We start from the raw sequence: 22972 nt of genomic DNA on the forward strand, positions 1-22972 counted from the left end.
CAAGTCCAAAGCTGCAGCAATCGACCGCACGTCGATTTCTTTAGGCTTCAAGTAATTGGCGCGCCGCTTGCATGCTCGCTGCCTCGCGAGATGGCGGCGTCTTGAGCTTTGCTTGCCGCGGCAGCCATCATCGGCATAAGCTTGTATTGGAGTACGCGGCTTGCAGCGCAGGCCCTGATGTCACGGGGGGACAGACCATGAAGACGCAAACGACCTTGGCCGCAGCCGCCTTGCTGCTCGGCACGGCAATGAGCCCCGCCCTCGCCCAGGAGAAGATCAAGCTCGGTGTGATCGTGACCCTGTCGGGACCCGCCGCCGCGCTCGGCCAGCAGGTTCGCGACGGCTTTGCACTCGCGGTGAAGGATCTCGGCAGCAAGATGGGCGGCCGCGATGTCGAGGTCGTGGTGGTCGACGACGAGCTCAAGCCGGACGCAGCGGTGACCAAGGTCAAGGGCCTTCTGGAACGCGACAAGGTCGACTTCGTGGTCGGGCCGATCTTCTCCAACATTCTCCAGGCGATCCACCGCCCCGTGACGGAATCGAAAGTCTTCCTGATCAGCCCCAATGCCGGCCCGTCGACCTTTGCCGGCAAGGATTGCAACCCGTTCTTCTATGTGACCTCGTACCAGAACGATCAGGTTCACGAGATCCTCGGCAAGGTCGCGCAGGATCGCGGCTACAAGCGCATGTACCTGATGGTGCCGAACTATCAGGCCGGCAAGGACTCGGTCGCCGGCTTCAAGCTCGACTACAAGGGCGAGATCGTCGAGGAATCCTACATGCCGTTGAACACGCTGGACTTCCAGCCGGAGCTTTCCAAGATTTCCTCGCAGAAGCCCGATGCGCTCTTCACGTTCATGCCGGGCGGTCTCGGGGTTAATCTCGTGAAGCAGTACAGGCAGGCCGGCCTTGCCGATAGCATTCCGGTGCTCTCGGCTTTCACGGTGGATGAATCGACCCTGCCGGCGCAACAGGACGCGGCCGTCGGCATGTTCGGCGGCGCGAACTGGGCGCCCAATCTCGACAATCCCCAGAACAAGAAATTCGTCGCGGCCTATGAGGCTGCCTACAACGGCGTGCCCGGCACCTACGCCTTCCAGGCCTATGACGCCGCCATGCTGATCGACAGCGCCATCAAGGGTGTGAAGGGCGACCTCTCCAACAAGGACGCCGTTGCGGCTGCCCTGAAGAAGGCCGACTTCACCTCGCTGCGCGGCGCCTTCAAGTTCAACACCAACGGCTATCCGATCCAGGATTTCTACCTGACCAAGGTCGCCAAGCGTCCGGACGGCAAGTTCCAGACCGAGATCGTCCAGAAGGTCTTTGAGAACTACGGCGACCGCTATGCCAAGGACTGCAAGGCGGCAAACTAAGCCGCATCGCGTTACGGGAGGACTGCAATGAAGAGTGAAATCACCGGCATCACGCGGGCCAATGAGGGCATCCAGGGCATTTCCTGGAACATCCTCGGCCAGACCTATGTGCCGAAGAGCTATGCCGAGAACAGCTTCTCCTGGCACGCAACGCTGCCGCCGGGCACATTCGTGCCACCGCACATTCATCCCGACCAGGATGAGTATCTCTACATGCTGGAGGGCAAGCTCGATTTCATGCTCGGCAATTCGGAGTCACAGGCAACCGCAGGCGACCTGATCCGCCTCGGCATGGGCGTGCCGCACGGCATCTTCAACAAGTCGGAGCAGACCGCAAAAGTGCTGTTCTGGGTGGCGCCGAGCCGCAAGCTGTTCGACCTGTTCTGGGGCCTTCACAACATGAAGGAGCAGAAGCCTGAGGACGTGGTGGCGATGGCCGCCGAGTTCAACATCCACTTCCTGCCGCCGCCTCCCGGCGGCTAGCGGCACGGCCCCGGAAAAGCGCGCGGCGGTTTTCCGGAAGGTCTTGCTCAATCAAAAACCAAAAGGGCGATGATGGTTCATCGCCCTTTTGCGTCTCAGGCGCGCACCGCCGCGAGCCCCGGCACCGCAGCGAAGCCGGCCTTGGTGGCATAGCCGCGCACGATCGCCTCACGCTGGGAATAGCTCAGGACGTTGTCGACATTGTCGAAGCCATCAGGCGCAAGCTGCTCGACGGCGTCGATGACCCCTTCGGGGCCGCCGCGCCGGTTGGAGCGAACGATATCGGCGGTCATCGGCAAGCGCTTCTTCTCATATTCGACCAGCGCCTGACGCGGATGCTCGGCGCGCACCAGCGCGTCGGCAAGGCACCGCGCATCGAGGATCGCCTGCGAGGCGCCGTTCGAGCCGACCGGATACATGGGATGCGCGGCATCGCCGAGTAGCGTGACGCGTCCCGAGGACCAATAGGGCAAGGGATCGCGGTCGCAGGTCGGATATTCGTAGAACTCAGGCGTTGCCGAGATCAGGCTTTTCACATCGATGTAGGGCACCGAGAAGCGCGCCACATGCGGCATCAGTTCCTCGCGCCGGCCCGGACGCGACCAGTCCTCTTTCCGCGGCGGCGGCGCATTGCCCTCGCCGACCTTCACCAGCACCGCCCAATTTGTGAGACGGCTCGCGGGGCTCGAGCCCTCCGCGATCGGGTAGATCACGACCTTGGCGTTGAGGCCACCGGCCACGATCATGGATTTGCCGGTGAGGAACAGCGGCCAGTCGCGCGCGCCGCGCCACAGCATCAGGCCGTTCCAGCACGGCGGTCCTTCGTTCGGGAACAGCGTGTCGCGCACGCGCGAATGGATGCCATCGGCACCGATCAGGATATCGCCGCGCGCCGTGTGGATGTGTGCGCCTGAGCGATCGAAGAAGAAAGCCGTAACGCCGCCTTCGTCCTGCGTGAACGCACCAAGACGGCAGCCGGTGTGGATTGCCTCCGCCCCGAGCCGCTCCTCGACGGCGCGATGGATGACGCCCTGAAGGCGACCGCGGTGGATCGAGAATTGCGGCACGTCGTGCCCCGCGTCGATGCCGCGGGCTTCGCGCCAGACCTCCTGGCCATGGCGGTTGAGGTAGTAGAGCTGATCGGTGCGGATCGCGACGTCGTCAAGCTTTTGCAACAGGCCAAGGCCGGCAAGCTCTCGCATGGCGTGCGGCAGCGTGTTGATGCCGACACCAAGCTCGCGAATGGTGTCGGCCTGCTCGAAAACCTCGCAAGCGATGCCGCGCGAGCCCAGCATCAATGCCGTGGTGAGACCTCCGATACCGCCACCGACGATAATCGCCTTCATCGCCCTTACTCCACTCGAAATACGCCAGGCAATGGGGTTAACGTCGCATGGGCGGTCACTCCGCCGCAAGCGGCTTTGTCGCCTCCACCTTGAGCTTGGCCGGGGTCTTGGGCTTAGCCTTAATTCTCAGCTCCCAATTTCGCGCAAGTCCCCATTGCTGGCCCCTCCACGGGTAAAAGCAACCGCCTTAGTCGCCCCTGAAGACCGGCTTGACCTTGTTGGCGAAGGCCTGGAAGGCACGCTCGAAATCCGCTGTGGTCATGCACAGGGCCTGAGCAACGGCCTCCGCCTCGATCGCCTCCTCCACCGACATCGCCCATTCCATCGCCAGCATCCGCTTGGTCATGGTGTTGGCGAAGGTCGGCCCTTCGGCGATCTGCTTTGCCAGGAGCTGCGCCTGGGGCAGCACCTGCTCCGGCGTGACGATGCGGCTGAAGAAGCCCCAGCGCTCGCCCTCCTCCGCGGTCATGAACCGGCCGGTATAGAGCAGCTCGGAGGCCCGGGACTGGCCGATGATCCGCGGCAGGATCGCGCAGGCGCCCATGTCGCAGCCGGCGAGGCCCACCTTGTTGAACAGGAACGCGACCTTGGCCCCGCTCGCGGCAAGGCGCATGTCCGACGCCATGGCGACGATCGCACCGGCGCCCGCGCAGATGCCCTCGACCGCGGCCACGATCGGCTGCGGGCACGCCCGCATCGCCTTGACGAGATCTCCCGTCATGCGGGTAAACGCAGTGAGCCCCTTGGTATCCATCTTCACGAGCGGGCCGATGATCTCGAACACATCGCCGCCGGACGAAAAGTTGCCGCCGGCGCCGCTGACAACGATCGTCTTGACCGCATCGTCGAACGCGCAGGCGCGGAAGAAATCAGTAAGCTCCCGGTAGCTCTCGAAGGTCAACGGGTTCTTCCGCTCGGGACGATTGAGCGTCACCGTGGCAACGCCGTCGACCACGGCCAGCAGGAAGTGCTGCGGCGAATAGTCCGCGAGCGGCAGGGTCACGGGATTGGCTGGTCTGCTCATACGATCTCCTTAGCTTCCTTGTTCCGGGCCTGCGTCGCGCACGCTAGATCTCACCGCCGGCAACGGCAATCGCCTGCCCCGTGATCGCACCGGCACCCTCGCCGCACAACCAAAGCACGGCGTCGGCCACCTGCTGAGGCGAGATCAGCCGCCCTTGCGGGTTGTGCTTGGCGAGCTCGGCGATCGCCTGCTCGCGGGTTCGCCCTGTCTTCTTCATGATGTTTTCGATGCTGCCGGCGACCAGATCGGTGTCCGTGAAGCCGGGACACACCGCATTCACGGTCACGTTGCTGCCGGCCATCTCGAGGGCGAGCGAACGCACGAGACCGACCACTGCATGCTTGGCCGCGGTGTACGCGCTGACATAGGCGTACCCCTTCAGCCCCGCCGTCGACGCCACCGCGACGATGCGGCCATAGGGGCGATCCTTCATCCCCGGCAGTACGGCGCGAACGGCATGGACCACGCCCATGAAATTGACGTCCATCATGCGCGCAAACAGGGCGCTGTCCGATTTGGAGAACGGTGCGGACTCCGCACTGCCCGCGTTGGCGATCAGAATGTCGATCGGCTTTCGCGCATGCGCCTCCACGATGGCTGCTTTCAGCGCAGCTTCGTCCGAGACATCGGCGACAGCTGCAAAATGCGCCGCTCCCGCGCGGACCGCCTCGTCCAGAATTGCGGCATTCCGGCCAAGCACCGTCACGGTGGCGCCGGCGCCGACGAGGGATGCTGCAATCGCGCGGCCGATTCCACGGCCGCCACCGGTTACCAGTGCGTGCGGCGAGTGCGGCAATCCGGACATGCGCTGGCTCCTTGGGATCTGCTGATCGTGCCTCCGATATATTTTAACCTTCAAACTTTTGCAACGACGGCGCCAGTCGACGTCGCGAAAGCCCCCGCGGGAAAGACCGGCCCGAAAATTGCTTTAAGTATAAAATTATCTCTTCCCATCGACGATAGGCCTGTTAGCATCGCCGGGCCCAGCAAGAGGATATCGCGTGCCGCAACCTGCGCCGATGATAACGAAGGACGGACGCCTCGCCTATGAAGCCGCCGGCGATCCGGGCGCGATACCGTTGATTTTCCTGCATGGGATTGGCGGCGCGGCGCGCGCCTGGCGGCACCAGCTTGCCACATTCGGCGACCGCTTCCGCGCGATCGCATGGGACATGCCGGGCTATGGCGGATCGGCGCCGCTTGCCCGCGTCAGCATCGCTGCCCTGGCCGATGCGCTCCAGCAATTCATCGAGCAGCTCGGCGCAACAAGGCCCATTCTGGTCGGACATTCGATCGGCGGCATGATCGTCCAGAAATGGCTGGAGCAATCGCCGAAACTGGCGCGCGCGGTCGTGCTGGCGCAGACCAGCCCGGCGTTCGGCAAGGCCGATGGCGACTGGCAGAAATCGTTCATCGCAGCGCGGCTCGGACCGCTCGATCGCGGCGAGACGATGAGGTCGCTGGCGCCCTCGCTGGTGAAGGAGCTGGTGGGGGACAATCCTGATGCGGAAGGGATGGAACTTGCGCGTGCGTGCATGGGAAGCGTGCCCGAAGCGAGCTATCGCGCCATGATGCTGGCCTTGATCGGGTTCGATCAGCGCAGCACGCTCAAGGATATTTCCGTGCCGACGCTGCTGCTGTCCGGCTCCAAGGACAACAACGCACCAGCGCCGATGATGGCGAAGACGGCGACCTACATTCCCTCGGCTCAATATGTCGAGCTGGCCGGCGTCGGCCATCTCGCGAACCTTGAACGTCCCGAGGCCTTTGACGAGGCGCTCGGCAAGTTCCTGGACTCCGTCGTTGCAAAACACAGGTGCCTGCGCAATGACCATGCAAGTCAGCAAGACGATCGGCGCGAGTGACAAGGTCATGCTGGATGCACCGATCTTCGATCCCGTCGCGTTCCGCCTGAGCGACGAACAGGCCGGCATCATCGCGCGCGCCCGCGAGATCGGCCAGAGCGTGTTCGCCGGGCGCGCTGCGACCTACGATCTCGAGGCGACCTTTCCGACCGAGAATTATCGCGACCTGCATCGCGTCGGCCTGCTCGGCATCGCCGTCCCCAAGAAGCACGGCGGCCTCGGCGCGAACTACCAGACTTATGCATTGGCCGCAGCCGAGATCGGCCGCTATTGCGGCGCGACCGCGCTGACCTGGAACATGCATGTCTGCTCCACCCTGTGGTCGGGCCCCCTCGCGGACGATCTCGACATGGACGCGGAGACCCGCGCCGAGCACGAGCGGCGGCGCGCGGTCCACTACAAGCGTATCGTCGAGGACGGCGCGATCTACTCGCAGCCCTTCTCCGAAGGCGGTGCGGCGGCCGCGGGCGGCGTCGCCTTCGGAACGGAGGCAAAGCCCGTGAAGGGCGGCTGGATCGTCAACGGCAAGAAGATCTTTGCATCGCTGTCCGGTCATGCCGACTATTACGGCGTGCTCTGCACCGAAATCCAGGAAGGCGGGAAGGCCTCGCGCCGCAACACACTTTACGTCGCAATTCCGGCGAAGTCACAGGGCGTCTCCGTCGTCGGCGATTGGGATCCGCTCGGCATGCGCGGAACGGTTTCGCGGACGCTGCTGTTCGAGGACGTGTTCGTCCCGGAGGATTCCGCGCTGATGCCGCGCGGCGTCTATTTCCAGGCCGCGATGCGCTGGCCGCACATGTTCCTGACGCTGTCGCCGACCTATATGGGCCTCGCGCAAGCGGCCTATGACTTCACCGTGCGTTACTTGCGCGGCGAGGTGCCGGGCATGCCGCCGGTCAAGCGACGGATGTACCCGACCAAGCAGATCGCGGTCGCGCAAATGCAGATCAAGCTCGAGCAGATCAAGTCGATCTGGTTCCAGGCCGTCACGGAAGCGCGCGCCAATCCGAGCAAGGAGCAGGTGCTGCGCGCCTATGCCGCGCAATATTCGGTGATGGAGGGAGCCAATGAGCTCGCCGCGCTCGCAATCCGCACCTGCGGCGGCCAGGCGATGCTTCGCTCGCTCCCACTGGAGCGGATCTATCGCGACAGCCGCTGCGGCTCCCTGATGCTGCCCTGGACGGCCGAGCTTTGCCTCGACCGTATCGGGCGCGAGGCGCTGTATGAGGCTGGCGAAACGGACGACTGACGGTGGACCTCTGTAGTCTGATCGACCGCAACGCGGCGTTCGCGCCAGACAAGACCGCCATCGCCTTCGGGAGGGAGCGGCTGAGCTACGCGGCGTTTGCCGCGCGTATCGAGCAAACCGCCACGGCCTTGAAGCAGGAGCTCGACGTCGGCCGGGGCGATCGCGTTGCGATCCTCAGCCTGAACCGGCCGGACTATCTGGTTCTGCTTTATGCTTGCGCGCGGCTCGGGGCGATGCTGGTGCCCTTGAACTGGCGGCTGGCGATCGCCGAACAGCTCTTCATTCTCACCGATGCGGGCGCCAAGGTGCTGGTGCTCGAGCAGGCATTTGAGGGAGTTCTTTCCGAGCTCGTGCGAACAGCGCCGGGGACATCCGTTGTCGGCCTCGACTTTGTGCCGCCGCGCGGCACGACTTTCGAAAGCCTGCTGGCAAATAGCGATCTCACCAGCCGAAATCCGCACACCGACCTCTCTTGTCCGCTCCTCATCGTCTACACGTCAGGGACCACCGGCCGGCCGAAGGGCGCGGTGCTGCGTCAGGAAGCGCTGTTCTGGAACGGCGTGATGAGCCAGCACATGCACAACATGACGTCCGACGATCACGTGCTGACGGTGCTGCCGCTGTTCCACGTCGGCGGTCTCAATATCCAGACCACGCCGGCGCTCCAGCTCGGCGCGACCGTCACGATCCACGCCCGCTTCACGCCGGACACGGCGCTCGCAGCGATCGCGCACGATCGACCCACGCTGACGGTGATGGTGCCGGCGATCATTCAGGCCGCAAGCGAGCATCCCGCCTGGACCACGGCCGATCTCTCATCGCTCAAGGCCGTGGCCACCGGTTCGACCATCGTACCGCCGCACCTGATCGACCGCTTTGTCGCGCGCGGCGTTCCCGTGCTCCAGGTCTATGGTTCGACGGAGACCTGCCCCATCGCGATCTATACGCGGCTTGGCGGCGATCTCTCGCGAGAGGGATCAACCGGACTTGCGGGCCTGTGCTGCGAAGCGCAGGTGATTGATGAGGCCGGCCGTGAGGTGCCGGCGGGCACGCCAGGGGAGATCGCTGTGCGCGGCCCCAACGTGTTCTTCGAATATTGGGGTAATGCGGACGCCACGCACGATGCGCTGAGCGATGGCTGGTATCGCACCGGCGATATCGGCCTGTGCGATGCCGACGGCTATTTCTGGATCCGCGACCGCAAGAAGAACTTGATCATTTCCGGCGGGGAGAATGTCTACCCGGCCGAGGTCGAGCGCGTCCTGCTGGAACACCCCGATGTCAGCGAATGCGCCGTGATCGGCAGGCCGGACCCGCGCTGGGACGAAGTGCCGATCGCCTATGTCATCCGGCGACCCGGCTGTCGGCTCGAAGCGGAGGAACTGAGGGCGTACCTCCAGGCGCAGCTTGCGCGCTTCAAGGTTCCGCGCGACATCGTCTTCGTCACCGACCTGCCGCGCACGGCGCTGGGCAAGGTCCAGCATTTCCTGCTGAAGCAGCTTGATGCGCAATCGCGCGCACGGGGAGAGACATCTTGAAGATTGCAGTTCTGGGTGGGGGAAACGGCTCTTTCGCGGCCGCGGGCGATTTTGCGCTGTCGGGACATGAGGTCCGGCTCTGGCGCCGCGACGCGGATCAGGTCACCGCGCATCGCGCCGACGGCTCGCGCATCCTGGTGAAGGACCATAACGGCCGCCACGACATGAAGCTGGCGCTGGTGACGACCGACATCGCCGAAGCCATGAACGGTGTCGAACTGATCCTGTGCCCTGCTCCCGCCTTCGCACAGCCGGATATTGCAAGGCTCGTCGCACCGCATCTGCGGGACGGCCAGGTCGTGTTTCTGCCGCCCGCGACATTCGGATCGATGATCTTCGCGAAGGCCGCACAGGACGCCGGCAACCAGGCCAAGGCGAGCTTTGCCGAAACCGGCACGCTGCCCTGGCTCACCCGCAAGCACGGGCCGTTCGAGGTCGCGATCACGATCCGCGCCAAGCGGTTGCCGGTTGGCATCTTTCCGCTCGATCGGGCGCCGCACGCACTCGACGTGATTGGACGCGCCTTCCCCGACGCAATCGAACCATGCGGAGATGCGCTGTCCGGCGCGCTGATGAATGCAGGTCCCATCATCCATCCGCCGCTGATCGTGATGAACGCCGGCCCGATCGAACATTTCGAGCGATGGGACATCCACAAGGAAGGAACCCAAGCCTCGATCCGCCGGGTGACCGACGCGCTCGACGCTGAGCGGATCGCGGTGCGGGAGGCGCTCGGCTACGGTGCACCGCATTTCCCGCTCGCTCACCACTACGCGAAGGAGGGCGAAATCTGGATGTATGGTCGCGGCTCGCATGACCGGCTGACGGACTCCGGCGACTGGCGCGAGCGCATCGTGCTGACCGAGCACCGCTACATGCGCGAGGATTTGCGGCTTGGATTGTCGCTGCTGGTCTCCGTCGCCGGCTTGGCGGGCGTGGCTACACCGTTGGCCAAGGCTTTCCTCGCCATCGGTGGCGCGATCTGCGGCGAGGATTTTGCCCAAGGCGGCCGAACGCTCGATGCGCTCGGTCTCGGCGGCCTCGGCAAGGCCGAATTGCAGACGCTGCTTCGCAACGGATTCTGATCGATGACCAGTCGCGCCAACATCGCCTGTCTCGGGGCCGGCCGCATGGGGCGCGGCATTGCTGTCGCGTTCGCCTATGCCGGGCACAGGGTCACGATGATCGACGTCAAGCCCCGCTCCGCCGAGGACTTCGCCAAGCTGGAAACGGATGCGCTCGGCGAAGTCAGGAAGACATTCGCGAGCCTCTCGAACCTGGGGCTGCTGACCGAGGCAGATGTCGATCCGCTCGTCGCGCGTGTCTCGGTGGCGACGGCCAGCCAGAGCGGCACAGCGCTTGCCGACGCCGGAATGGTTTTCGAGGGTGTCCCTGAAGTCGTCGAGCTCAAGCGGGAGGTGCTGGGGGCGGCCTCAAGACAGGTCAAGCCGGACACGATCATTGCATCGACGACGTCGACCATTCTGGTCGACGACCTGTCCGGCGCGATCGTGAACCCTCACCGCTTCCTCAACGTCCACTGGCTTAACCCGGCCTATCTGATCCCGCTGGTCGAGGTTTCGCCCGGCAAAGCCACCGATCCCGCCATCATCGACGAGGTCAAGGCGCTGCTTGAGGGAATCGGCAAGGTGCCGGTGGTCTGCGCGGCGACGCCCGGCTTCATCGTCCCGCGCATCCAGGCGCTGGCCATGAACGAGGCCGCGCGCATGGTCGAGGAAGGCGTCGCCAGCGCTGAGGAGATCGACAAGGCGATCCGCTACGGCTTCGGCTTCCGCTACGCCGTGCTAGGGCTGCTCGAGTTCATCGACTGGGGCGGCGGCGATATCCTCTACTATGCGAGCCGTTATCTCGAAGGTGCCCTCGGCAGCGACCGCTATCGCGCGCCGGACGTCATCTCGCGCAACATGCACGAAGGCCGGATCGGCCTGCGAACCGGCGCAGGCTTTCTCGATTATTCCGGGCTCGATGTCGACGCCTATCGGGCCAAGCGGCTTCAGGCCATGGTCGACCTGCTCCGGCATTTCGAGCTGGCTCGCCCGCCAGTGCTCGACCGCGACTAACCGAAGACGTCCTGAAGCACGCCGTCCCGCACAACCGCGACGCCGTCCAGCTCGATAGTGGTTCCCATCATCGGCAGGTCGAAATGACCTGCCGTGTAGCGGCCGGCGAATTCGTTCGCGCCGGTCGAGAACAGGAAATTGCCGGAGACCGCACGTATCTCCGTGCCATTGGTGTCGCGCTGATCGTACATCGACAGTGCTTCATAGCGCGCGCCAGGGTTCATGCCGAAACCGACATGCGATACGGCGTAAGCCTCGCGATCGCCCCAGGCGGCAAGATAAGCACGCATCATTGCGGCATCCGTGCCCTCCCCTTCCAGTTCGACGACGTAATCGTCCTTCAACGTCATCTTCACAGGTGACGTCAGGTAGCGCTTGAATGTCAGGTTGATGTCGCCGGGCGCCATCACAAGCGTACCGTTGATCGTCCCGCTCTTGGGAAAGCTGACGACGATGCCGCCCGGCCAATGCGCGAGCGTGCCGGGCTTGTCGGTCCAGCCCCACACGCCGACCGTTGATGCACCGACCATGTCCACGTCGAGCGCCGTGCCCGCTTTCGAGGTGACCCGCATCCGCTTGGTCCCGCGCAGCATCTTCGCCGCCGCGCGAACGCGCTTCTCGAGTGCGGGGTCCGGCACCATCCGCTCCAGCGCCTCCGGGTGCTCGTTGGAGATCACCAGGATCCGCGCGCCTGCCTTGAGGATCTCGGGCGTCTCCACCGCGTGCATCAGGCCCTCGATGGTGCAATCAACCACAAAGCCGGCCTGCTGAAGCGCGCTGATTACCGGGCCGAGCCGTTGGATCGCCTCGCTCGCGCCTGTCGAACGAACCGGAACGATATTGCGATTGCGCGGCGTCGGCATCACCACATGAAATGGCCGCGCGCCCATCCGCAGCAGCGCGAGTTCCGCCAGATGTACATTCAGCGCACGCGATTGCGTCTCCGAGAGGATCGCCGCGGTATCGCCGGCCTTGACGGCGCATCGTTCGAAAATCTCACAAAATGCGTCGATCCATTTTGCTTCGATGCGATCAGCCAGCATGGTTCACTCCCGGTATCGTGGTTTCTTGTTCCGTCAGATCACGCTTCGGGAAAGCCCCGTAGGAGGTACGATCGCACGACGCCCAGCAACGCGTTCAGGATCAACCCGAGCAGCGAGATCGTGATCAGCGGCACGAACATGTCGACGGCCTGGAACGTCCGGGCCGCCGTGACGAGGGCATGGCCCAGCCCGTCCGTCGACGTGATCATCTCGGCCAGAAACACCACGATGCAGGAAATGACAAGGCCGATCCGGCAGCCGGTCAGGATCGACGGCATCGCCGCCGGCAGCACCACCTTGAAAAGGACTTCATAGCGCGGCGTTCCCGCCGCCATGGCCGACCAGATCAGCTTCTGCTCGACGGTCGAGGCGCCGTAGTAGGTGGACAACAGAATAGGGAACAGCGCATCCGCGGCCACCAGCGTGATCTTCGATCCGTGGCCGAAGCCGAGCAGCAGCAGGAGCGCCGGATAGAGCGCAACCTTTGGCAACGGCGCCAACACGCGGACGATCGGCCGAACCACAGCATCGATCGCGGGACTGGCAGCAGCAGCGATGCCGATGCTGACGCCAAGTACGACCGCAATCGCGAAGCCGGCAAACAACCGGATCAAGGTCGCCGCGATCTCCTGCTGAAATGTCCACGTCACGAGCTGCTGGAGCAACCGGCTGAAGACGAACCCGGGCGGCGGCAGCAGGACCGCAGGCGCAAAGCCGAATGACACCAGGCCTTGCCAAACCGCGATCACCAGCACGATTGGCGCGATTCCGAGAAGGACATTTGATGGGAGAATACGCGGCGTCATGAGAAGCTCAACGGTATGTCGAACTGAGGCTCGGACCAGCGCACAAGCCTTGCGCGGACCCGCTCGAAGATCGCATCGAGGCAGATTCCCATCGCTCCCACGATGATGATCATCGCAAAGACGGTGTCGTATTGACCCATGTCGAGCGCGTTGAACAGGATGTTGCCGGCGCCGGACTGGCGGGCAATCATTTCGCTGGTGATCATTGTGATCAGCGCCAGCACCAAGCCCGTGCGGCAGCCAGTCAGGATCTCCGGCAGCGCCGCCGGCAACACGATGCGAACCAACCGTTGCAAGGGCGAGAGCCCCATGGCCGCACCTGACCACAGCATCTTTTCTTCGACCGCCCTGGCGCCCTCGAAGCTATGATAGATCACGGGCAGGCTGACGCCGAGGAAGATCACCAGCGTCTTGGCGATATCACCGACCCCCAGCCACAGCATGATGATCGGCATCAAGGCCGCTTTCGGTACCGGGTAGATCACCATCAGGAGCGGATTGAAGAAGGCCGCAACTGCGCGGCTGCGTCCCATCAGCAGGCCGAGAGGAATCGAAACAAGCACTGCAACACCGAACCCGATTGCCATGCGGCGGAGCGAGGCCAGGATATTGATCAGCGACTCCTTGTCGCCGAGAATATCCGGAATCGCCCGGACCGCCTCGATCGCCGTCGGAAAGCTGTCGTTCTTCAGCGCGAGCGAGGCGACCTGCCATATCGCCAGCAGCCCGATGCAGGCGAACACCGGGGCAGCACGTCTGGCGGAGGTAGCCAGCAATGTCATGACGGCGATCCGGTCTCGTCGACCTCGTCGAACATGCGCTCGATATCGACGACGTACTTCTGGTAGCGCGGATCGAGCAACAGCTCGTTGCGGCGGCGCGGCCGCGGCAGATCGATATCGATCACCTGCCGGATGCGGCCGGGCGACTTCGACATCATCACGACCTTGTCCGACAGGAAGACGGCTTCGTCCACCGAATGTGTGACGAACAGCACCGTCTTGCGGTCGCGCTCCCAAATGTTCAGGAGATCGTTCTGCAAGCGCGTCCGGGTGTGAGCGTCGAGCGCGCCGAACGGCTCGTCCATCAACAGCACTTCGGGATGGTAGGCGAGCGTTCGGGCCAGCGCCACGCGCTGCTTCATGCCGCCCGACAATTCCTTGGGATAGAAGTTCTCGTAGCCCTTGAGGCCAACCATCTCGATCAGCGCCCGGCTCTGCGCTTCGGCCTCAGGGGTCCGCACGCCCTGCTGACGCGGCCCGTACATCACATTGCCCAGCACGGTCTTCCAGGGGAAGAGCGCGAACTCCTGGAACACCGGCCCGCGATCCGGACCGGGTCCTGTGATCGCCTGTCCCTTGATCTTCGCCGCGCCGCTGGTCGGGCTGACGAAGCCCCCGACGATGTAGAGCAGTGTCGACTTGCCGCAACCCGACGGACCAAGGATGGAGACAAAGGCGCCCTCGGCGATCGTCAGCGAGATCTCCGATAGCGCCAGATGATCCTTGCGCGACGAGGTCTGAAAAACCTGCGAGACGCGGTCGATCTCGATGATCGCAGAAGCCGGCTTTTGTGGCGTCACCGCTCCCACCCATTCGCTCGATCTCGAAGGCACGACCTTCATCCCGTCTCCCACTTCACCCACGCACGAACGTCGCGCAACTTGTCTGCTGGATGTCCTCCGTCAGCGGCAGGAGCTTAGCAAGAAACTTGCCAGACAGGTGCCCGTTCTCGCACAGGTACGCCGCGTCATTCGAACCAGGGCCATTCTGCGGGCCCCTCATGGGTAACCGCTCCGCCCGGCGCCTGGCCGACCAGTCGCGCATATTTTGCGAGCGCGCCTGCGCGGTGACGCGGCGGGCGTGGTTTCCAATCACGTCGGCGCGCCGCGAGCTCCGGCTCGTCGACCAGCATATCCATACGCCGGTTTGTAGCATCAATCCGGATCTTGTCGCCGTCGCGAACGAGGGCCAACGGACCGCCAACGAATGCTTCGGGGGACACGTAGCCGATACACATGCCGCGGGTCGCGCCGGAGAACCGCCCGTCGGTGATCAGGGCCACCTTTTCGCCCATGCCCTGCCCGTAGATCAGCGCGGTGACGCCGAGCATCTCGCGCATACCGGGGCCGCCGACCGGCCCTTCGTTGCGGATCACCAGGACCTCACCTGCCTTGTAGCTGCGGTCGCGAACCGCTGCGACGCAAGCCTCCTCGTCTTCGAAAACGCGCGCGACACCCTCGAAGAACTGGCTCTTCAAACCTGCGACCTTGATGACCGCACCGTCCGGACAGAGGTTGCCCTTCAGCACCGCGACACCGCCATCCGGCATGATCGGCGCACTTGCCGCGTAAACGACCTCACCGTCCGGCGCGTTGGCCGCGCCATATTCTTCGGCAAGCGTCCGGCCGGTGATGGTGATGCAGTTACCGTCGATATGACCGGTTCTGATCAACTCCTGGATCACCACGGCGGCGCCACCTATGTCGTGGACATCCTTCGCCGTGTATTTGCCTCCGGGCCGCAGATTTCCGATCAGCGGCGTCCTGGCAAAGACCTCGCCGACATCGTCGATCGTGAATGCGATGCCGGCCTCGTTCGCGATGGCGGGCAGATGCAGCGCGGCGTTGGTCGAGCCGCCCGTAGCGGCGACGATCGCCGCCCCGTTCTCGAGGGATTTCCGCGTCACGATGTCCCGTGGCAGCGGCCCACCGCGTTCCAGCATTTCCATGATCAGCCGCCCGGCGCGTCGCGAGATCTGCGCGCGCTCGGCGTAGACACCGGGCACCATCGAGACGTTGGGAATGGTGAGCCCCATCGCCTCCGACACCATTCCCATGGTGTTCGCAGTAAACTGGCCCGCGCACGCACCGATGGTCGGCAGGCAGGCGCGCTCGATCCGCTCCAGTGTGGCGCTATCGATCTCTCCGGTCATGAAGCTGCCGACAGCCTCGTAGGAGTCGAGCACTGTCAGCGTTCGTCCGTCCACGCGCCCCGGCAGCGAACTGCCGCCGTAGATGAAAATCGACGGCACGTTGCAACGAACCATGCCCATCATCACGCCGGGAAGCGTCTTGTCGCATCCGCCGTATCCGATCAACGCGTCATAGGCGAGACCATGAACGACAGCCTCGATCGAGTCGGCGATCAGCTCGCGCGAAAAGAGGGAGAACTTCATTCCCTCGTGATTCATGCTGATCCCGTCAGAGACCGACACGGTCGAGAATTCGCGCGGCGTGCCGCCGGCCTCCTCAATACCTGTCTTGGCCGCGGCCACCTGGAAGTCGTGGGTCATGTTGCAGGGCGTCTGCTCGCCCTTCATGCTGACAATGCCTACCATGGGCTTGGCGATTGCCGCATCGTCCAGCCCCATTGCGCGCATGAATGCGCGGTGCGGGGCCCGGTCGAGGCCGTCTGTCGTTATCCGTGATCGCAACTTCTTCATATTTGCATCATCTACGTGCGATGTCCCGTACGCGGCGGGACATCGCAACTTCATCTCTCAAAAGACGGCGCGAACACTTATTGCAGCGGTGCGACGATCGTCGGATGTTTGAATTGTGCGACGTCCAGCTTCGGCAGCATTCCTGTCTCCGCGTAGATGTCCAGCATCTTCTGGATCGCGGGGAAGTTCGGTGCCGCCCCCGGATCACGGCCAAAGTCGTTGTCCTTGAGCAGGTAGGTCTCGAGCACCGGAACAGGCGCTTTCAGCACCTCGGACACGACCTTCAGGGTCTCTTCGCGGTTCGCCAGCACCTTCTTCATGCCCGAAGTGATGTCGCGAACATAGGCTTTGACCAATTCCGGGTTCTTGTCGACGAAATCGGCACGGCAGGCTTCCAGGATGTGCACGATGTTCGGCATCGCCTGGGACAGCGAGAACAGTTTCCTTGTGCCACCCTTGGCTTCCGCGCGGGCGGCAAACGGCTGGTTCATGTTGACCGCGTCGACGCGGCCCTGGCGCAACGCGTCCTCGGAGACGGCAAAGCCGACCTCGACCAGCTTGATATCCTTGGCCGGATCGACGCCATTCTGCTTCAGGAGCAGGTTGAAAGGCCCTTGCGTGCCGCCGCCGATCACGGAAATGCCGACGGTCTTGCCCTTGAGATCGGCAATGGTCTTGATTGGCGAGTCATCCATGACAGCCCAGTAGACCGAGAAGCCGCCGGGCTTCTCAAAGACGTGCTGAGCCACGATATAGGCCTTGAGATTGCCGCCGACCACACCGTTGGAGAGCGACAGCGGCGCCTGCGTCGCGCAATCCAGTGCGCCTGCCGCCAATGCCTGCGTCATCGGCGCGGTGCCCTGAAATTGGGTCCATTCAATGTTGTAGGTCTTGCCGATATTAGGAAATTCAGCCGGCCTGCGCATCATCCAGTATTTGGATTCCTCGGCCGGGATGGTCCAGCCAACGCGGATCGTCTGCTGCGCCCGTGAGGGGCTTGCGCCCGCAATCAGGGCCGCCACCGCCCCCGTCGCCAGCATCAACCTCGAAACCGTTCGCATCGCGCCCACTCCGTTGCTCAGGCGCCGACCGGCACCACCCAACCCGACCGGCCCAAATGTTTCATGGTTCAAACAATCAGGCAAGCCATGCAAGCGGTCCGGTTTCGCCGCGGAACGCGCCATGTATGGTAAAGCGGCGGTCGCGTGACGTTGTGCTGCGACAGGAGGAGGCAACCTATGGCTGATGCGAGCAAGGCAAACCCGCAACGCGACGAGCGGTTCGGCTATCTCGGCCTTGGACTCATGGGAACGCCCATGACCCGGCGCCTCCTCAAGGCCGGCTATCAGGTCAGTGTTTGGAACCGATCAGAGGGCAAGGTCGTTCCAATCGTCGAAGCTGGCGCAAGGCACGGAGCCAGCCCCCGCGACGTTATGGCGGGCTCGGACATCGTCTTCATGTGCGTGACGGATGCCGCGGCCGTGGAAGAGGTGATTTTCGGAGCCGAAGGTCTTTCAACGGCTCCCGGTGCAGGCAAGCTCGTCGTCGACTTCTCGTCAATCCATCCCGACGCCGCGCGCGACCTCGCAACGCGACTGAAAGCTGCGAACGGCGCAGGCTGGATCGATGCACCGGTGTCCGGTGGCACCAAGGGCGCCGAGGAAGGCACGCTTGCCATCATGGCCGGTGGAGACGCTTCCGACATCGAGAGGGTGAGGCCCTATGTGCTGACTATGGCCCGCAGGTTCACTCACATGGGCCCCACCGGCGCCGGTCAGACCGCAAAGCTCTGCAACCAGGTGATCGTCGGATGCGCGATGGCCGTTCTCGCGGAAGCAACGCGTCTCGCCGTGAACGCCGGAATTGATGCCAATCGGCTGCCCGAAGCGCTCGCGGGCGGATTTGCGGATTCGATCCCGCTTCAGCTCTTCGTCCCGAGGATGGTCCAGGGCATTCACTCACCGCCGCTCGGCCATATCGCCACGATGCTCAAGGACCTCGATACGGTTGCCGATGTCGCGCAGACGACGTCGACACCGGTGCCGATGGCTACGCTTGCGGGACAGCTCTTCAGGCTGGCCAAGGCCGCGCGAGGCGCGGATGCGGACGCGCTGGAGATCTACAAGCTTTCAGCAACGGAATATTGAGCCACAGGGTGCGACCTGAAACGCGTTACGGTGTTTTCTTGCGTTCATCGTTGGCCACGAACCGGCCATACGCCCCGCGTGCAAACAGCAATGTATCCTTGGCATTGTAGGCATAGGCCTCGACCGCCCCAAGAAAGATCACATGATCGCCGCCATAATAGCGGTTGACGGAACGGCATTGAAAATTGGCGACGCTCTCGGCAAGCACGGGAGCGTTGCCGAGCCCCGGCGTCCAGTCGACGCCAGCGAATTTATCGTCGGACGATTTCGCGAATATATTTGCGAGCGCCTGTTGCGAAGCGCCGAGCACGTGGACGGCAAAATGGCTCGCGTTCTGAAACACGGTCAGGCTCGAAGAATAAACTCCGAGGCTCCAGAGGACGAGAGGAGGATTCAAGGAGACCGATGCAAAGGAATTGCAGGTGATGCCATAGGGTCTTCCGTCGGGGGCCACGGCAGTGATGATCGTGACGCCTGTTCCGTAGGTGCCGAGCGCGCTGCGAAAATCACGGGGATCAATTGGCGAGCTGTCGCTCGCGAGCTCGTTGGCTGGATCTGGAACGGCCGGCTGCTTCGGCAGATCATTCATCGGCCGGCCTCACAGCGTGAGATTCTCGGACGGCAGGCCCAGTGCCACGCGTCCATAATTGGTCCCGGCCGCATCGAAATTGAATGCGAGATGCGAGTTGATCGCGTGCGCATCGCGAAACTGCCGCTGCAACACGCCCGCCGTGAAGAGCCCGCGCGCCCCGCTCGCCGCAAATAGCATTGAGACCGCGTCGGTACATAGATTGACCGAGAAAGCACCGTCACGTCGGTACCTGGTCTTGGTCGCCATGTCTGGAATGTGGCTGCGTCGTGCATCCTCCATGGCATCGATACACGCCGAACGCATGGTCCGACGTGCAGCATCGATCTTGGCCGAGGCCTCCGCGATCTTGATCTGCGTGCTTTGGAAGTCGCTCAGCTTGGCGCGGTTGTAGGTGGAAATGCGATGACGGACGACCTCGATATAGTCGTTCAGGCACGCCTGCGCGTTCCCCAGCGCGACGCCGGACAGGACGTAGGGAAACAGCGAGAACACGGGTAGCGCGTATAACGGATTGGGATTGACCTTGCTTCCGGGCGTCGGGCCGCCGGCAAGCTCACCGACGGCAACCGTCATATGGTCGGCCACGAAGGCCTCCCTGACCTCCACGTCGCAAGACCCCGTACCGCGCAATCCTGCGACATTCCAGGTGTCGAGCACCTTGTAGTCATGTTTCGGAAGCAAGAAGATCCGGTATTCGATGCCGTCTGCTTCATCATCAGAGGAAACCACGCTTGCAAGCATGTTCCATTCGCAGGACGCAACGCCCGAGGAGAACGGCCAGCTTCCGTGCAATTGGTATCCGCCCTCGACCCTCGTGGCGCGGCCCGCAGGAAAGATGAATGAGGATGCAATCAGCACATCCGGGTCGCTGCCCCAGACCAGATCCTGCGCCTTTTGCTCGAACATGCCGAGCATCCAATGATGGCTCGCCAGATTGGCGAGATTCCAGGCCGCCGACGCGTCCGCTTGTCCGAGAAGATCGGCGCAATCAATCAGGGCGACATAGTCGAGTTCGGCGCCGCCAATGCGCTTGGGCTGGAGCATCCGGAACAGGCCGGCGTCGTGCAGATCCCGTTCGGTCTCGGGCGGAAGGTAGCGTAGCTCTTCGGTTCGGGCTGCCCGCTCTCGCAGTCGTGGCACGAGCGCCCGAGCCTTCGCGATCATTGCCGCATAGGCGCGTTCGCCGGATTCCGGCCCCGCAGGCTGGCCCACGCTGGGTTCTTGACCAGGCGCCATTCGCATCCCTCGCTTTCCCACACTTATGCGGCGGGAACCTTGCCAAATCAAGCCGATGCAACACTAACACAGTGGCGTCGCCCTGAACCCGGGCTGCTTGAAAGGATGCGATATCGCGAACAGCCGTGTTGCAAAGCAGCGATCGGTACGCCGCGATGCCCGCCCCTCAAGGTTAACCACTCGGGCTCAAACCGAGGGCTTGCCTGATCCAAAGACACCCCTCTGGGTGAGCTCCGTGATCCGACGCTGGTCGTAACCCAGCGTGTCGCGCAAGACGTTCTCGGTATGCTCGCCCAACAGTGGGGCGGCAACCGGATCAATCGCGCCGGTCAGACTCATGGAAATCGGCGTTTCGATGTTGGGGACCCAGTCCGCCGTAGGATGCGGAATCCGGCTCAAGCGATGGCGGTCGCGGGCCTCGGGTGCATTAAAGCCCTCTTCGACGGTACGGAGATAGCCGACCGGGATATTGGCCAGCTTCATTTTCGCCATCCAGTTCTCGAGGGTATCGCTCGCAAAGACCTCCGCAATGGCTGCCCGCAAGAGCTCCTTGTTCTCGGAGCGTGCTTTGCGCGTCGCAAATTGCGGATCGGTGATGAGGTCGGGCCGGTTCAGCACCTCGACGACCAGCCGGCGATAGAGCCGGTCGTTGGCGCAGGCCATGTAAAGCGGTCCATCGGAAGCCTCGTAGACGCCGACGGTGGGAGACCCGCTCGGCGAATTGCCGAACCGTCCGGGGTTCTCACCGTTGATCAGATAGGCCATGCCGTAGAAGCTCGTCATCGCCATGGCGATGTCGAACAGGGCCACCTCGACATGTTGGCCGCGGCCGAACCGATCCCGCGCCAGCAGGGCCAGAAGGATAGCGTTACAGGCCGTCATCCCCGTCGCAATATCCACGATGGGCGGGCCGGTGCGGACTGGAGGACCGTCGGCAAATCCGTTGAGCGACATGAAGCCGCTTTCCGCCTGTGTGATCGGGTCAAAACCGGGACGCGAAGCGAACGGCCCGGTGCGCCCATAGGCGGAAATCGAGCAATAGACCAGCCGAGAATTGAGCGGCGCGACCGCTTCGTAGTCGAGGCCGAATTTCTTCATGACCCCGCTCGAAAAATTCTCGACGACCACGTCGGCTTTGCGGATCAGATCCAGCGCGATCTCGCGAGCTTCGGGCACGGCGAGGTCGAGTGCGATACCGCGCTTGTTGCGGTTCAGGCTGAGATAAGCGGCGCTCTCGCCGCCGGTTTCGGCGTGTTCATACGCGCGCGTGTCGTCGCCGCCGTCCGGGTTCTCGATCTTGATGACGCGCGCGCCGAAATCGGCAAGCGTCTGGGTGCACGCCGGCCCAGCAACCACCCGCGTGAAATCGACGACCAGCAGACCATCGAGCGCCGTAGGCCCTCCCGCCACTCGCGACGAACGTTCCGGCAATTGAGGCTTGGTGGACATCGATAGCGCTCCCTTACATCGGCTTATAATCGCCGAATTTCCTGCAAGGGGAAACTTAAAGCCCGGCGCCGCCGACTTCGCAAGTGCTTCAGCCACATCGTCTGAAAACGCAAAAAGGGCCCGGCAGCTGTCAAGCTGCCGGGCCTCTCGACATTATGGGCGTGCAGGCCTGCACCGCGTCTCGCGCGCCCAGTTCTACGCCGCGAACGCCGCGTTCCGCATCACGGGAAACACCGGCTCCCCAACTCAGCGCAGCCGTTTTCGCCAGTAAAGCGTATGCGACCAGGCCCAGGGTACCTCGGGCTCATAGAGCCGATAGCCAGCCTGGATGAAATTATTGGCGGATACCGGATTGTCCGTTGTGTCCGAGACGATGCTGTCCCATCCAATGCGCCGCCCCCTTGCCTCGATCGCTCGCATCAGGCGGAGCTGGAGCCCCCGTCCCCAATGCCCTTGCAGGACGCCGACTCGGGCAAAGTACCCGCTGTTTCGCGCATACGTCGACGTCAGAACGCCGGCGAAGGCGACCGGATCATCCTTGTGGTAGGCGAGCCACCACGTACCCAACTCGAATTGCGGCATGACGGCACAATCGAAGAATGTGAGCCGGTGCAGATCGCCGAGGGTCTCGGCAATCTCCTCATCGTCCGCATCGGCGATACGAATTCTGTACATCGAAAGCCCCATATATCGGTTGCCCAATGGGATTGGCTGCCCTTGAGCGCGAACGACAGCGGCCTCGCGCCGTGTATGTCTATTTACCCAATACGACCTTGACGCCGAGCCAGACGGCCCCCATCAGACCGGTGGCAAGCACCGTGATCACCGCCTTGAATGTGTAGCTTTGTGCCTGCTCCACACTCTTCCGCCAGCGTCGCAGGTGCTGAAAATCCGCCCTCAGTTCCTTCCGGTCGTCATCTTCGATTCCAAAGGAAGCCAGCACCGACGCCACCGCCTTCAATACGATCGCATCGATGCTCTCCTGCTGGAATCTGTGCTGCTCGGCCAGCGTTTCGGCGACAATTGCCTTGATTTCGTCATCCGCCATCTTCACCGCTTGATGATCCTTGCAACATTCTCGAAGCCGCGCTTGGCGAAATAGAAGGAGACCACGAGATTGGCGGTGATCGCCGCAAATCCCGCCAGGGCGTCAGTGGAGCCAAAGCCAAGCACCTTGTCCCAAACCAGGAGCTTGCCCGAGCCGCGTCCGCCGTAGACGCCCTTGTAGCGCGCGGGTTTCAGCAGCGGCTCGAATATCTTGGCGGTTGGAATTTTCAGGATGGACAATGGATG

23 protein-coding genes are annotated in these 22972 nt (G+C 63.3%); 8 read left to right on the forward strand and 15 right to left on the reverse strand.

Annotated elements, in window-relative coordinates:
- Positions 1-197: 197 nt before the first annotated feature.
- On the forward strand, positions 198-1373 hold the full coding sequence (locus BJA_RS30760; protein WP_038966696.1) for an ABC transporter substrate-binding protein: 1176 nt from the start codon (positions 198-200) through the stop codon (positions 1371-1373).
- Between the two features lie 27 nt (positions 1374-1400).
- Positions 1401-1856 carry a cupin domain-containing protein gene (locus BJA_RS30765; RefSeq protein WP_011088820.1) on the forward strand — a complete coding sequence of 152 codons (456 nt, stop codon included), beginning with the start codon at positions 1401-1403 and terminating at the stop codon, positions 1854-1856.
- Positions 1857-1951: 95 nt separating this feature from the next.
- On the opposite strand, the gene BJA_RS30770 is transcribed toward BJA_RS30765, so the two are convergent.
- From BJA_RS30770 to BJA_RS30780, 3 genes are all read right to left on the reverse strand, one after another.
- Entirely contained in the window at positions 1952-3202 is a 1251-nt protein-coding gene (locus BJA_RS30770; RefSeq protein WP_011088821.1) for a flavin-dependent oxidoreductase, read from the reverse strand.
- Positions 3203-3389: 187 nt separating this feature from the next.
- The gene (locus BJA_RS30775) at positions 3390-4226 is read right to left on the reverse strand and encodes an enoyl-CoA hydratase family protein (RefSeq protein WP_011088822.1); all 837 of its coding nucleotides are present in this window, start codon (positions 4224-4226) and stop codon (positions 3390-3392) included.
- A gap of 43 nt (positions 4227-4269) precedes the next feature.
- A complete protein-coding gene (locus tag BJA_RS30780) occupies positions 4270-5031 on the reverse strand; it encodes an SDR family NAD(P)-dependent oxidoreductase (protein ID WP_011088823.1) in 762 nt (253 codons plus the stop codon).
- Between the two features lie 196 nt (positions 5032-5227).
- On the opposite strand from BJA_RS30780, the gene BJA_RS30785 reads away from it, so the two are divergent.
- The 5 genes from BJA_RS30785 to BJA_RS30805 are packed head-to-tail and all read left to right on the forward strand — an operon-like array spanning position 5228 to position 10962.
- Positions 5228-6091 carry an alpha/beta fold hydrolase gene (locus BJA_RS30785; RefSeq protein WP_011088824.1) on the forward strand — a complete coding sequence of 288 codons (864 nt, stop codon included), beginning with the start codon at positions 5228-5230 and terminating at the stop codon, positions 6089-6091.
- Positions 6054-7343, forward strand: a complete 1290-nt coding sequence (locus BJA_RS30790; protein ID WP_011088825.1) for an acyl-CoA dehydrogenase family protein — start codon at positions 6054-6056, stop codon at positions 7341-7343. The genes BJA_RS30785 and BJA_RS30790 overlap by 38 nt, the downstream gene beginning before the upstream one ends.
- A 2-nt stretch (positions 7344-7345) precedes the next feature.
- The gene (locus BJA_RS30795) at positions 7346-8881 is read left to right on the forward strand and encodes a class I adenylate-forming enzyme family protein (RefSeq protein WP_011088826.1); all 1536 of its coding nucleotides are present in this window, start codon (positions 7346-7348) and stop codon (positions 8879-8881) included.
- Positions 8878-9966, forward strand: a complete 1089-nt coding sequence (locus tag BJA_RS30800; protein ID WP_038966697.1) for an NAD/NADP-dependent octopine/nopaline dehydrogenase family protein — start codon at positions 8878-8880, stop codon at positions 9964-9966. The genes BJA_RS30795 and BJA_RS30800 overlap by 4 nt, the downstream gene beginning before the upstream one ends.
- Positions 9967-9969: 3 nt before the next feature.
- Positions 9970-10962: a 3-hydroxybutyryl-CoA dehydrogenase gene (locus BJA_RS30805; RefSeq protein WP_011088828.1), complete on the forward strand. Its 993-nt coding sequence runs from the start codon at positions 9970-9972 to the stop codon at positions 10960-10962.
- Here BJA_RS30805 and BJA_RS30810 read toward each other — a convergent pair.
- The 6 genes from BJA_RS30810 to BJA_RS30835 form a co-directional block, all read right to left on the reverse strand.
- Complete coding sequence (locus tag BJA_RS30810) at positions 10959-12005, reverse strand: hypothetical protein (protein WP_011088829.1); 1047 nt, start codon at positions 12003-12005, stop codon at positions 10959-10961. The genes BJA_RS30805 and BJA_RS30810 overlap by 4 nt on opposite strands.
- A 38-nt stretch (positions 12006-12043) precedes the next feature.
- Positions 12044-12811, reverse strand: coding sequence for an ABC transporter permease (locus BJA_RS30815; protein WP_011088830.1), 768 nt, complete (start codon positions 12809-12811; stop codon positions 12044-12046).
- Positions 12808-13593: an ABC transporter permease gene (locus BJA_RS30820; protein WP_011088831.1), complete on the reverse strand. Its 786-nt coding sequence runs from the start codon at positions 13591-13593 to the stop codon at positions 12808-12810. The genes BJA_RS30815 and BJA_RS30820 overlap by 4 nt, the downstream gene beginning before the upstream one ends.
- On the reverse strand, positions 13590-14435 hold the full coding sequence (locus BJA_RS30825; RefSeq protein ID WP_038966698.1) for an ABC transporter ATP-binding protein: 846 nt from the start codon (positions 14433-14435) through the stop codon (positions 13590-13592). Before BJA_RS30825 ends, BJA_RS30820 begins: the two co-directional genes overlap by 4 nt.
- 125 nt (positions 14436-14560) lie before the next feature.
- Positions 14561-16255, reverse strand: coding sequence for a dihydroxy-acid dehydratase (gene ilvD, locus BJA_RS30830; RefSeq protein WP_011088833.1), 1695 nt, complete (start codon positions 16253-16255; stop codon positions 14561-14563).
- A gap of 77 nt (positions 16256-16332) precedes the next feature.
- The gene (locus tag BJA_RS30835) at positions 16333-17316 is read right to left on the reverse strand and encodes an ABC transporter substrate-binding protein (protein ID WP_028174451.1); all 984 of its coding nucleotides are present in this window, start codon (positions 17314-17316) and stop codon (positions 16333-16335) included.
- Between the two features lie 177 nt (positions 17317-17493).
- Here BJA_RS30835 and BJA_RS30840 point away from each other — a divergent pair, with 177 nt between their 5' ends.
- Positions 17494-18402, forward strand: a complete 909-nt coding sequence (locus BJA_RS30840; protein WP_028174450.1) for an NAD(P)-dependent oxidoreductase — start codon at positions 17494-17496, stop codon at positions 18400-18402.
- Positions 18403-18427: 25 nt separating this feature from the next.
- On the opposite strand, the gene BJA_RS30845 is transcribed toward BJA_RS30840, so the two are convergent.
- The 6 genes from BJA_RS30845 to BJA_RS30870 form a co-directional block, all read right to left on the reverse strand.
- Positions 18428-18991 carry a flavin reductase family protein gene (locus BJA_RS30845; protein ID WP_011088836.1) on the reverse strand — a complete coding sequence of 188 codons (564 nt, stop codon included), beginning with the start codon at positions 18989-18991 and terminating at the stop codon, positions 18428-18430.
- 9 nt (positions 18992-19000) lie between these two features.
- Positions 19001-20230 carry an acyl-CoA dehydrogenase family protein gene (locus BJA_RS30850; protein WP_028174449.1) on the reverse strand — a complete coding sequence of 410 codons (1230 nt, stop codon included), beginning with the start codon at positions 20228-20230 and terminating at the stop codon, positions 19001-19003.
- Positions 20231-20416: 186 nt separating this feature from the next.
- Positions 20417-21679 carry a CaiB/BaiF CoA transferase family protein gene (locus BJA_RS30855; RefSeq protein ID WP_028174448.1) on the reverse strand — a complete coding sequence of 421 codons (1263 nt, stop codon included), beginning with the start codon at positions 21677-21679 and terminating at the stop codon, positions 20417-20419.
- Between the two features lie 246 nt (positions 21680-21925).
- Positions 21926-22354: a GNAT family N-acetyltransferase gene (locus tag BJA_RS30860; RefSeq protein ID WP_028174447.1), complete on the reverse strand. Its 429-nt coding sequence runs from the start codon at positions 22352-22354 to the stop codon at positions 21926-21928.
- A gap of 79 nt (positions 22355-22433) precedes the next feature.
- On the reverse strand, positions 22434-22733 hold the full coding sequence (locus BJA_RS30865; RefSeq protein ID WP_011088840.1) for a hypothetical protein: 300 nt from the start codon (positions 22731-22733) through the stop codon (positions 22434-22436).
- Positions 22730-22966 (reverse strand): hypothetical protein, encoded by a 237-nt coding sequence (locus tag BJA_RS30870; RefSeq protein WP_028174446.1) that lies wholly within the window; start codon positions 22964-22966, stop codon positions 22730-22732. The genes BJA_RS30865 and BJA_RS30870 overlap by 4 nt, the downstream gene beginning before the upstream one ends.
- Positions 22967-22972 lie beyond the last annotated feature (6 nt).

This window comes from Bradyrhizobium diazoefficiens USDA 110, assembly GCF_000011365.1.
In the GTDB taxonomy this organism is placed as follows: domain Bacteria; phylum Pseudomonadota; class Alphaproteobacteria; order Rhizobiales; family Xanthobacteraceae; genus Bradyrhizobium; species Bradyrhizobium diazoefficiens.

Bases quoted from the DNA above. Each gene is read 5' to 3' on its own strand.
- BJA_RS30760 (WP_038966696.1), top strand. From the start codon at position 198: ATGAAGACGCAAACGACCTTGGCCGCAGCCGCCTTGCTGCTCGGCACG.
- BJA_RS30765 (WP_011088820.1), top strand. From the start codon at position 1,401: ATGAAGAGTGAAATCACCGGCATCACGCGGGCCAATGAGGGCATCCAG.
- BJA_RS30770 (WP_011088821.1), bottom strand. From the start codon at position 3,202: ATGAAGGCGATTATCGTCGGTGGCGGTATCGGAGGTCTCACCACGGCA.
- BJA_RS30775 (WP_011088822.1), bottom strand. From the start codon at position 4,226: ATGAGCAGACCAGCCAATCCCGTGACCCTGCCGCTCGCGGACTATTCG.
- BJA_RS30780 (WP_011088823.1), bottom strand. From the start codon at position 5,031: ATGTCCGGATTGCCGCACTCGCCGCACGCACTGGTAACCGGTGGCGGC.
- BJA_RS30790 (WP_011088825.1), top strand. From the start codon at position 6,054: ATGACCATGCAAGTCAGCAAGACGATCGGCGCGAGTGACAAGGTCATG.
- BJA_RS30805 (WP_011088828.1), top strand. From the start codon at position 9,970: ATGACCAGTCGCGCCAACATCGCCTGTCTCGGGGCCGGCCGCATGGGG.
- BJA_RS30810 (WP_011088829.1), bottom strand. From the start codon at position 12,005: ATGCTGGCTGATCGCATCGAAGCAAAATGGATCGACGCATTTTGTGAG.
- BJA_RS30815 (WP_011088830.1), bottom strand. From the start codon at position 12,811: ATGACGCCGCGTATTCTCCCATCAAATGTCCTTCTCGGAATCGCGCCA.
- BJA_RS30820 (WP_011088831.1), bottom strand. From the start codon at position 13,593: ATGACATTGCTGGCTACCTCCGCCAGACGTGCTGCCCCGGTGTTCGCC.
- BJA_RS30825 (WP_038966698.1), bottom strand. From the start codon at position 14,435: ATGAAGGTCGTGCCTTCGAGATCGAGCGAATGGGTGGGAGCGGTGACG.
- ilvD (WP_011088833.1), bottom strand. From the start codon at position 16,255: ATGAAGAAGTTGCGATCACGGATAACGACAGACGGCCTCGACCGGGCC.
- BJA_RS30835 (WP_028174451.1), bottom strand. From the start codon at position 17,316: ATGCGAACGGTTTCGAGGTTGATGCTGGCGACGGGGGCGGTGGCGGCC.
- BJA_RS30840 (WP_028174450.1), top strand. From the start codon at position 17,494: ATGGCTGATGCGAGCAAGGCAAACCCGCAACGCGACGAGCGGTTCGGC.
- BJA_RS30845 (WP_011088836.1), bottom strand. From the start codon at position 18,991: ATGAATGATCTGCCGAAGCAGCCGGCCGTTCCAGATCCAGCCAACGAG.
- BJA_RS30850 (WP_028174449.1), bottom strand. From the start codon at position 20,230: ATGGCGCCTGGTCAAGAACCCAGCGTGGGCCAGCCTGCGGGGCCGGAA.
- BJA_RS30855 (WP_028174448.1), bottom strand. From the start codon at position 21,679: ATGTCCACCAAGCCTCAATTGCCGGAACGTTCGTCGCGAGTGGCGGGA.
- BJA_RS30860 (WP_028174447.1), bottom strand. From the start codon at position 22,354: ATGTACAGAATTCGTATCGCCGATGCGGACGATGAGGAGATTGCCGAG.